Source organism: Nisaea sp. (assembly GCF_017640745.1).
Taxonomy (GTDB): Bacteria; Pseudomonadota; Alphaproteobacteria; order Thalassobaculales; family Thalassobaculaceae; genus Nisaea.
In genome coordinates this window covers 54705-63405 of the sequence record NZ_JAEPQA010000028.1, presented here as the reverse complement: position 1 = coordinate 63405, position 8701 = coordinate 54705, and the positions used below count along the sequence as shown (strand labels likewise).

Here is an 8701-nt window from a genome sequence, read left to right as displayed (position 1 = left end):
TCGGAATGCAAGTCTGGACCGCCTCTCGGAGCCGGGGCTACTGTCCCCGCTCCCGCCTCGAGACCAAGAGATCGACATGACCACGTATTTTCCCGCCTCCAGCGAATCCTGGGACCGTATCGACCCGCGCGCCGCCGGCTTCGACGCCGACGGCCTCAAAGCCGCGAGCGACTTCGCGATTGCCAATGAATCCACCATGGACCGGGACGTCAGGAAGGCGCTCGACAACGATCTGTTCGGCGAGCCGGAAGGCCTGCGCGACGTCATCGGCGTCACCCGCCCGCGCGAGGACCCGCACGGGCTCGTCATCCGAGGCGGCAAGATCGTCCACGAATGGGGCGACACGCGGCGCCCGGATATCACCTTCAGCATCGCGAAGAGCTATCTGTCGATCTGCGCCGGGCTGGCGCTCGACGACGGCCTGATCCCGAGCTTTGACAATCCGGTGGCGGAACTGGTCGATGACGGCGGCTTCTCGTCCGAGCAGAACAGGGACATCACCTGGGCCCAGCTTCTGCAGCAGACCAGCGAATGGGAAGGCACGCTCTGGAGCAAGCCGGACTGGATCGACCATAACCGCGATCTCGACGCTACCGCCGGCGAAGGTACGATGAAGGGCAAGGCGCGCGAGATGCAGCGGCCGGGTACGTTCTGGGAATATAACGACGTCCGCGTGAACCGCCTGGCGCTCGCCCTGCTGCGGGTCTGGAAGCGGCCCCTGCCCGAGGTCCTCAAGGAAAGGATCATGGCTCCGATCGGCGCCTCCGCCGACTGGGAATGGCACGGCTACGAGAATTCCTGGGTCGAGATCGACGGCAGACGGATCCAGTCGGTCTCCGGTGGTTCGCACTGGGGCGGCGGAATGTTCATCAGTTCCCGAGATCAGGCACTGACCGGACTGATGATGGCACGCGGCGGCGTCTGGAACGGCGAGCGGCTGATCTCCGAGGCCTATATCGAAGCGGCGACGACACCGTGCCCGATCAACAGCGATTACGGTTGTCTCTGGTGGCTCAACGGGGCCGGCGGCAGCGCGCCCTCGGCGCCGCGTTCCAGCTACTTCGCCAAAGGCAAGGGCTCAAACGTGATCTGGATCGATCCGGAGCTCGATCTGGTTGCGGTCGTGCGCTGGATCGAACGGGATGCCTTCGACGGCTTCTGCGGGAAGGTGATGGAGGCCTTGCGGCGCCCGTAAGCACTTTCTTAATCATACCAGCGGATTATTCAGCTCTGGATGCAGACTGATTCCGGTGCGACAAGACGGCACCGGTCCGCTGGTAAAGGTCCTTGAATGCGCGAACGCTATCTCAAGTTCGCAATATTGGTGCTTCTTATGGTCGGCGCGGCTACGGCCGCCCACGCAACCACTCTGCACGACAAGCGCATTCTCTTCATCAGTTCCTATCACTTGGGATTTCACAGCGTTCCCAAGCAGATCGAAGGCATACGCGCGGGCTTCGACGAATTCCTGAAAGGTGGCACTCAGCCGCTTATAGACGTCGAGTTTATGGACACCAAGCGGCTCGGCTCAGCGGTTTACGGGCGGGTTTTCCGAGAAACTCTCGTCGCCAAACTGGGCGCCGTCGAGCCTTACGACCTTGTGATCGTCGGCGACGACAACGCGCTCGATTTTGCCCTTGAGGAACGGGACTCCCTCCTCAAAGGCCTCCCGATCGTGTTCCACAGCGTCAACAATCTCGAGAAAGCCGCGTCGCTCGATGACGACCCCCAATTCACCGGCGTGGTCGAAGAATTATCGCTTATCAAAACGATCGGCCTGATAAAGGCGCTTCTTCCAGCTTCCCGCAGACTCTTCGTCATCAGCGATGCGACTCCAACCGGTCGGGTCAACATGAGCCAGCTCGACGCGATCCCGCCGGACCAGATTCCGTTCGAGCTCGTGACATTGTCGCTGGACGCGATGACTCACGAAGATCTGGCATTGTCGCTGGCCACTCTCGATACCGACGAACCGGTTCTGCTGGTGTCTGCCTACAGGGACTATACCGGGCGGTCACGTTCCCGTGCGCAGATCATGGACATGCTTGCCGTTCATCTGAGAGCTCCCTTGTTCCATCCCATCCCGTTTCAGCCCGGCGATGGTCCGGTCGGCGGATACGTTGTCAGCCATTTCGAGCAGGGCAAGGCGGCCGCATTGATGGCGGCCCGGATCCTCAGCGGCGCGCCGGTCAAGGATATTCCGGTCCTCCTCAAGAGCCCGAACCGCTTCATCGTCGACATGGACGCATTGAGACGTTTCGGATTCGATGAAGACAAGATTCCCGAGGACGCGATCCTCTTCAACGACGATACGAAATTCGCCGGGCTGGACATTCGCGTCATCTGGATCGGGGCGCTTTTCATACTCTTTCAGACAGCTCTGATCGCAATGCTGGTCATCAATCATCTGTATCGCCGGCGCGCGCGGATCGCCTTGAAGAACAGCGAAGGCAGGTTCCGGGATATCGCAGCGATTTCGTCCGACTGGTTCTGGGAGTCGGACCCGGACCTGCGCCTGACCGAACTCTCCGACCGCTTCGAGGCCGTGAGCGGCGAATCTCCGCATTCGCGCCTCGGCACCTCGCATTTCCAATATGAGCAGCTGGAGTGGAACGCCGGCCGGGAAACCGAATGGAATAACCATCGTGCCCAGATCGAGGCCCACGCCCCGTTCCGCAATTTCGAATATGCCCGGCTCGGACCGGACGGGGAGCGCCGTTACGAACGGATCAGCGGCACTCCGGTTTTCGAGAAAGGCGTTCTGACGGGATACCGAGGCACCGGAACAGACATTACCGGCGAACTCGAGCGCCGGAACCAGCTGCTCGACGCGATCAACGAAGCCGATCTCGCCAACCGAACCAAGAGCGCCTTTCTGGCAAATATGAGCCATGAACTGCGGACGCCGCTGAACGCGATCATCGGCTTCTCGGAGATCCTGACCGGTCAGCTCTTTGGCAAGATGGAGAACGACCGGTACCTCGACTACGCGAAAGACATCAACGAAACCGGCAAGCACCTGCTGACGGTTCTGAACGACCTGCTCGACATATCGCGGATCGAAGCCGGCTTTGTGAAACTCGACGAGGGTGTGATCGACATCCGCCGAATGTTGAAATCCTGCGCCCGCATGCTGGGCGACCGGGTGGTCGAAGCCGGTCTCCATCTCGAGCTCGATATCCCGAACGATCTCCCCGCCCTCTTTGGAGACGAGACCCGGCTGCGCCAGGTGCTGATCAACCTGCTGATCAATTCGGTGAAATTCACTCCGCGTGGCGGAACCATCCATATGCGGGCTCTCATGGCCGATGACGGCGGGATCGATATCGAGGTCGAGGACACCGGCGTCGGCATATCGCCCGGGGATCTGGAACGCGTGATGGAACCGTTCCAGCAAGCCGAACAGGCCCTTTCAAGACGCTATGGCGGCGTCGGCCTTGGATTGTCTCTTGCCCGCAACCTGACCGAACTGCACGGCGGGACCATCACACTCAAGAGCGAGCAGGGCGCCTGGACGCTTATCCGAATCCATCTGCCGGCCGACCGCGTGCGCGCCTATCCCGCTTCCGAACAGCGGGAAACCGACAGCGCCTCGGCAACGGCCTAATCCACGGCCTCGCCGGGCCTCAGACCCGGACGATCTTGCCCGGGTTCATGATATTGTTCGGATCGACCGCCTGCTTGAGCGCGCGCATCAGGTTGAGCGCTGCTCCATGCTCTTCCTCGAGATAAGGCATCTTGCCATAGCCGACGCCGTGCTCCCCGGTACAGGTTCCGTCCATCGCCAGCGCCCGGCGGACCATGCGTTCGCTGTGCGCCTTCGCCCGACCCATCTCGTCGGGATTCTCGGGGTCGATGATATAGACGAGGTGAAAGTTGCCGTCGCCGACATGGCCGACCAGCGGCGCGAAGAGCCCGGTCTCCTCGAGATCCGCCTTGGTTTCGCGAATACATTCGGCCAGCCGCGAGACCGGCACGCAGACATCCGTCGGCCAACCCTGCGCGCCCGGGCGCTGGGCCAGCGCCGCATAATAGGCGTCGTGCCGCGCCTGCCAGAGCACGTTGCGGTCCTCGGTCCGCGTCGCCCACTGGAAGGAGGAGCCGCCGAACTCGGCCGTAATGCCCTCGACCGTCTCCGCCTGCTCCTTCACGCCGGCTTCGCTGCCGTGGAACTCGAAGAAGATGGTCGGCTTGGGCTGATATCCTTCGAGCTTCGAATAATCGATGCAGGCGCCCATCTGCACCTCGTCGAGAAGCTCCATCCGCGCGACGGGGACGCCCGCGTGGATCGTGGTGATGACGGAATCGACCGCCCCTTCCATCGTTTCGAACTGGCAGACGGCGGAGGAAATCGCTTCCGGTATGCCGTAGACCTTGAGCGTGATCTCGGTGATGACGCCGAGCGTGCCTTCCGAGCCGACGAAAAGGCGCGTCAGGTCGTACCCTGCCGAGCTCTTGCGGGCGCGCCGGGAGGTGCGGATCACCTCGCCGCTCGGCGTGACCACGCGGAGCGAGATCACGTTCTCCCGCATCGTGCCATAGCGCACCGCGTTCGTGCCGGAAGCGCGGGTCGCCGTCATGCCGCCGATCGAGGCGTCGGCGCCGGGATCGATCGGGAAGAACAGACCGGTATCGCGCAGGTGTTCGTTCAACTGTTTGCGGGTCACGCCCGGCTGCACGACGACGTCGAGGTCCTCTGCGTTGACCGAAATGATCCTGTCCATGAGCGAGGTATCGATCGTCACCCCGCCCTTCATCGCAGCAACGTGTCCTTCGAGAGAGGTGCCGGTGCCGAACGGGATGACGGGAAAGCCGAGCCGGTTGCAGACCGTGATCGCCTGGGAGATCTCGTCCTCGGTCTCAGCGAAGACCACGGCATCGGGCGCCATCGGCGCGTGATAGCTTTCGTCCTTGCCATGCTGGTGACGAACCGCCTCGGCGGTCGTGAAACGGTCTCCGAAGATCTGCTTCAGCGCGTCGAGTGCCGCCGCTCGGGTCTTTTCATCCACGGGATTCGCGTCCACGTTCATCCTGGCGGTCTCCGCTCTCGGTTGGGATGGTTGATTGATCGCTGCAACCTACTCCCCCTTGCCGGAAGCCAGCAAGGGGCCGCCGCCGCGGCATGGCAGACCTCCTGTGACTGGCTGTTGACGGATACAACCTCAGCCGACATGTTCCACCTGCGTTCCAGAGGGGAACAGTTCCAGGCAGACGGGCGTCGAACGTGAGTATCTGGGGAAAAATCATCGGGGGAACGGCCGGTCTCGCACTCGGCGGGCCTATCGGGGCCTTGCTGGGCGCGGTGGCGGGCCATGCCGTCGACCGTTTCGCCAGCAATGACGCCCCGAAGAACGAGAAGGACGAGCAGGCGGCGACCCGCAAGATCGCCTTCACCATCGGTGTCGTCGTGCTCAGCGCGAAAATGGCCAAGGCCGACGGCGTCGTCACCCGTGACGAGATCGCCGCCTTCCGCGAGGTCTTCCACATCCCGCAGGACGAGATTCGCAATGTCGGCCGGGTCTGGGACATGGCCCGCCGCGACGTCGAGGGTTTCGAGATCTACGCGCAGCAGATCGCGCGGCTGTTCAACCCCGGTTCTCCCGTGCTCGAGGAACTGCTGCTCAGCCTCTTCCATATCGCCAAGGCGGACGGCGTGGTGCACCAGAACGAGCTCGCCTATCTGGAGCGGGTCGCCGAAATCTTCGGCTTCGACGAGATCGCTTTCCAGCGCATCCGTGCGGTCGCCGGCGACAAGGACGCGGAGGATCCCTACAGCGTGCTCGGCATCTCGCACGATGCGGACGAGGCCGAGATCAAGCGCGTCTACCGCACCCTGATCCGCGAGCACCATCCGGACCGGCTCATCGCCGAGGGCCTGCCGGAGGAATTCGTCGACGCGGCGACGGAAAAGATGGCCGCGATCAACGCCGCCTACGACCGCATCGCAAAACAACGCGGCATCAGATAGATCATGGCCCGAGCCTCCTCCGCCCCGCCCCTCGTGGCGCTCCGGGGCGCGCGCCTGACCCTGGGCGAGCGCATCCTGTTCGAGAATGCCGACGTCACCGTCGCCAAGGGCGAGCGCATCTGCCTCGTCGGCCGCAACGGTTCCGGCAAATCGACGCTGCTGAAATGCCTCGCCGGCCAGATCGATCTCGACCAAGGCGAGCGTTTCGTCCAGCCCGGCGCCAAGATCTCCTACCTGCCGCAGGACCCGCCGCTGCCGAAAGGCATCCCGGTCCGCGACCATGTCGCCGGCGGCCTCGCCTCCGCGCCCGGCGAGCATCCGGCGGAATATCTGGTCGATGCGGTCATGGCGCATCTCCGGATCGACGGTGACCGGACGACGGACGGGCTGTCCGGCGGCGAGTCGCGCCGCGTCGCCCTCGCCCGCGCGCTCGTTTCCGAGCCGGACGTCCTGCTGCTCGACGAGCCGACCAACCATCTCGACCTGCCGACCATCGAATGGCTGGAAGAGGAACTGGCGAATTTCAAGGGCGGCATCCTGCTGATCAGCCACGACCGGACCTTCCTCAGCAAACTCTCCAACCGGACCTACTGGATCGACCGCGGCGAGGTGCGCCGGAACTCGGAAGGCTTCGCGGCCTTCCCCGACTGGGCCGACAAGGTACTGGCCGACGAGGAAGCGACCCAGCGCCGGCTCAACAAGCAGATCGCCGAGGAGACCCGCTGGCTCCGCGAGGGCCTGACCGCGCGACGCAAACGCAACATGGGGCGCGTGCGGACCCTGCTCGGCATGCGCCGCGAGCGGGCGGAACGGATCAAGCGCCCGGGCCTCGTCAACATGAGTGTCGGCGACGCCGAGGGCGGCAGCCAGCTCGTGATCGAGGCGAACCACATCTCGAAATCCTTCCCGCTGCCGGACGGCGGCGAGAAGAAGATCACCTCGGACTTCTCCACCATCGTCCGGCGCGGCGACCGCATCGGGCTCGTTGGCGCCAACGGCGCGGGCAAGACGACGCTGCTGAAGATGCTGATCGGCGAGGAGAAGCCGGACAAAGGGCGGGTCCGCGTCGGTTTCGGCGTCGAGACGGTTTATTTCGACCAGTACCGGGAGACGCTCGACGGCGAGGCGACACTCTGGTCGACGCTCTGTCCGGGTGGCGGTGATACCATCTTCGTGCATGGCAAGCCGAAGCATGTGGTCTCCTATCTCCGCGACTTCCTCTTCGAGGAACGCCAGGCCCGTGCGCATGTGAAGAACCTCTCCGGCGGCGAACGCAACCGGCTGCTGCTGGCGAAGCTGTTTGCCGCCCCGCACAACCTGCTGGTGCTCGACGAGCCGACCAACGACCTCGACATCGAGACCCTCGACCTGCTGCAGGAGGTGCTTGCCGACTATGACGGCACCATCATCCTGGTCAGCCACGACCGCGACTTTCTCGACCGGGTGGTGACCTCGATCATCGCCGTCGAGGGCGACGGCAGGATCGAGGAGTTCGTCGGCGGCTTCAGCGACTACGCCGCGCTGCGCAGCCGGGAGGAGCCCGAGGCCGCATCCGCGCCGAAGAAGAAAGACAGCAAACCCGCCGCCCAGCCCGAGAAACCGGCACAGGCGAAGACGAAACTGAGCTACAAGGATCAGCGCGCGCTCGAAATGTTGCCCGGCAAGATCGAAAAGCTGGGCGAGGAGATCGCGGCGCTGGGAGCCAAACTCGCCGATCCGGATCTCTTCACCAAGGACCCCGGCAGCTTCCAGAAGACAAGCGAACGGCTCGCGGCGGCCCAGGCCGAGCTCGACGATGCCGAAACACAATGGCTCGAGTTGGAGGAAATGCGCGAAGATCTGGAGAAAGCACGCGCTTCATGAAGCCACTCGACATTCTGATCGGCGTCATCGTCATGGTCGTCTGGGGGATGAATTTCGCCATCGGCAAACTGGCGATGGCCGAGTTTCCCCCGATGATGCTTGTCGGCCTGCGCTACCTGCTGACCGCGATCCTGCTGATCCCATTCCTCAAACCGCAGGGAATGAAGTTCGCGCATATCTTCGCGCTCTCGATCTCCCTCGGCGTTTTGCATTTCGCCTTCATGTTCACCGGACTCGAGGGCACAGACGCCTCGCTCGCGGCGATCGCGGCGCAGATCCAGGTGCCTTTTGCCGTGATCCTTGCCGTCATCTTCTTCCGCGAGCGGCCGAGCAAGAAGCAGATCCTCGGCATCGCCATCGCTTTCGCGGGTGTCGCCATGCTCGCCGGCGCGCCGAAGACCTCGAGCAGCCTGTTCCATCTTGGCCTCGTCATCATCGCCGCGCTGCTCTGGGGCCTCGCCCATATCCAGGTCAAATGGATGGGCGCGGTGAACCCATTCGTGCTGAACGCCTGGATGGCCGTGCTGGCCGCCCCGATGATCCTTTCGGCCTCTCTGGTCATCGAGGACGGTCATTGGGACGCTCTCCAGAATGCCGGGCTCGCGGGCTGGGGCGGGGTCGTCTACATGGCGGTCGGCGTCACCGTCTTCGGTTACGGGCTCTGGTACCGGATCCTGCAGAAATACGACGTTTCGCAGACCATGCCGCTGACCATCCTGGCTCCGCTCGTCGGGGCCGCCTCCGGGATCGTCTTTCTCGGCGAGCATATGGACGCCTTCCAGCTGACCGGCGCGGCGCTTACAATCGTCGGGGTCGGTGCCGTGACCACGGGCGGTAAGACCAAGGCGAAAGTGGAAGCCGAAAGCTAGG

Annotated in this window: 6 protein-coding genes; 5 read left to right on the top strand and 1 reads right to left on the bottom strand. The window is 63.6% G+C overall.

The genetic code is table 11. From position 1 onward, the window contains the following. The first annotated feature begins 76 nt into the window (after window positions 1-76). Both JJ959_RS17690 and JJ959_RS17685 read left to right on the top strand, forming a co-directional pair. Window positions 77-1195, top strand: a complete 1119-nt coding sequence (locus tag JJ959_RS17690; protein ID WP_292886611.1) for a serine hydrolase — start codon at window positions 77-79, stop codon at window positions 1193-1195. Window positions 1196-1291: 96 nt separating this feature from the next. Further along, window positions 1292-3607 carry an ABC transporter substrate binding protein gene (locus JJ959_RS17685; protein WP_292886608.1) on the top strand — a complete coding sequence of 772 codons (2316 nt, stop codon included), beginning with the start codon at window positions 1292-1294 and terminating at the stop codon, window positions 3605-3607. Between the two features lie 19 nt (window positions 3608-3626). Here the strand turns inward: JJ959_RS17685 and JJ959_RS17680 are convergent, their stop codons facing one another. Then, window positions 3627-5030 (bottom strand): FAD-linked oxidase C-terminal domain-containing protein, encoded by a 1404-nt coding sequence (locus JJ959_RS17680; protein ID WP_292886606.1) that lies wholly within the window; start codon window positions 5028-5030, stop codon window positions 3627-3629. 194 nt (window positions 5031-5224) lie between these two features. Here JJ959_RS17680 and JJ959_RS17675 point away from each other — a divergent pair, with 194 nt between their 5' ends. The 3 genes from JJ959_RS17675 to JJ959_RS17665 are packed head-to-tail and all read left to right on the top strand — an operon-like array spanning window position 5225 to window position 8700. Further along, window positions 5225-5968: a TerB family tellurite resistance protein gene (locus JJ959_RS17675; RefSeq protein ID WP_292886603.1), complete on the top strand. Its 744-nt coding sequence runs from the start codon at window positions 5225-5227 to the stop codon at window positions 5966-5968. 3 nt (window positions 5969-5971) lie between these two features. Next, window positions 5972-7831, top strand: coding sequence for an ATP-binding cassette domain-containing protein (locus tag JJ959_RS17670; RefSeq protein ID WP_292886601.1), 1860 nt, complete (start codon window positions 5972-5974; stop codon window positions 7829-7831). Then, complete coding sequence (locus JJ959_RS17665; protein ID WP_292886598.1) at window positions 7828-8700, top strand: EamA family transporter; 873 nt, start codon at window positions 7828-7830, stop codon at window positions 8698-8700. Before JJ959_RS17670 ends, JJ959_RS17665 begins: the two co-directional genes overlap by 4 nt. The last annotated feature ends 1 nt before the right edge of the window (window position 8701 follow it).

Coding starts and splice junctions, on each gene's coding strand:
- JJ959_RS17690 (WP_292886611.1), top strand. CDS start 77: ATGACCACGTATTTTCCCGCCTCCAGCGAATCCTGGGACCGTATCGAC.
- JJ959_RS17685 (WP_292886608.1), top strand. CDS start 1,292: ATGCGCGAACGCTATCTCAAGTTCGCAATATTGGTGCTTCTTATGGTC.
- JJ959_RS17680 (WP_292886606.1), bottom strand. CDS start 5,030: ATGAACGTGGACGCGAATCCCGTGGATGAAAAGACCCGAGCGGCGGCA.
- JJ959_RS17670 (WP_292886601.1), top strand. CDS start 5,972: ATGGCCCGAGCCTCCTCCGCCCCGCCCCTCGTGGCGCTCCGGGGCGCG.
- JJ959_RS17665 (WP_292886598.1), top strand. CDS start 7,828: ATGAAGCCACTCGACATTCTGATCGGCGTCATCGTCATGGTCGTCTGG.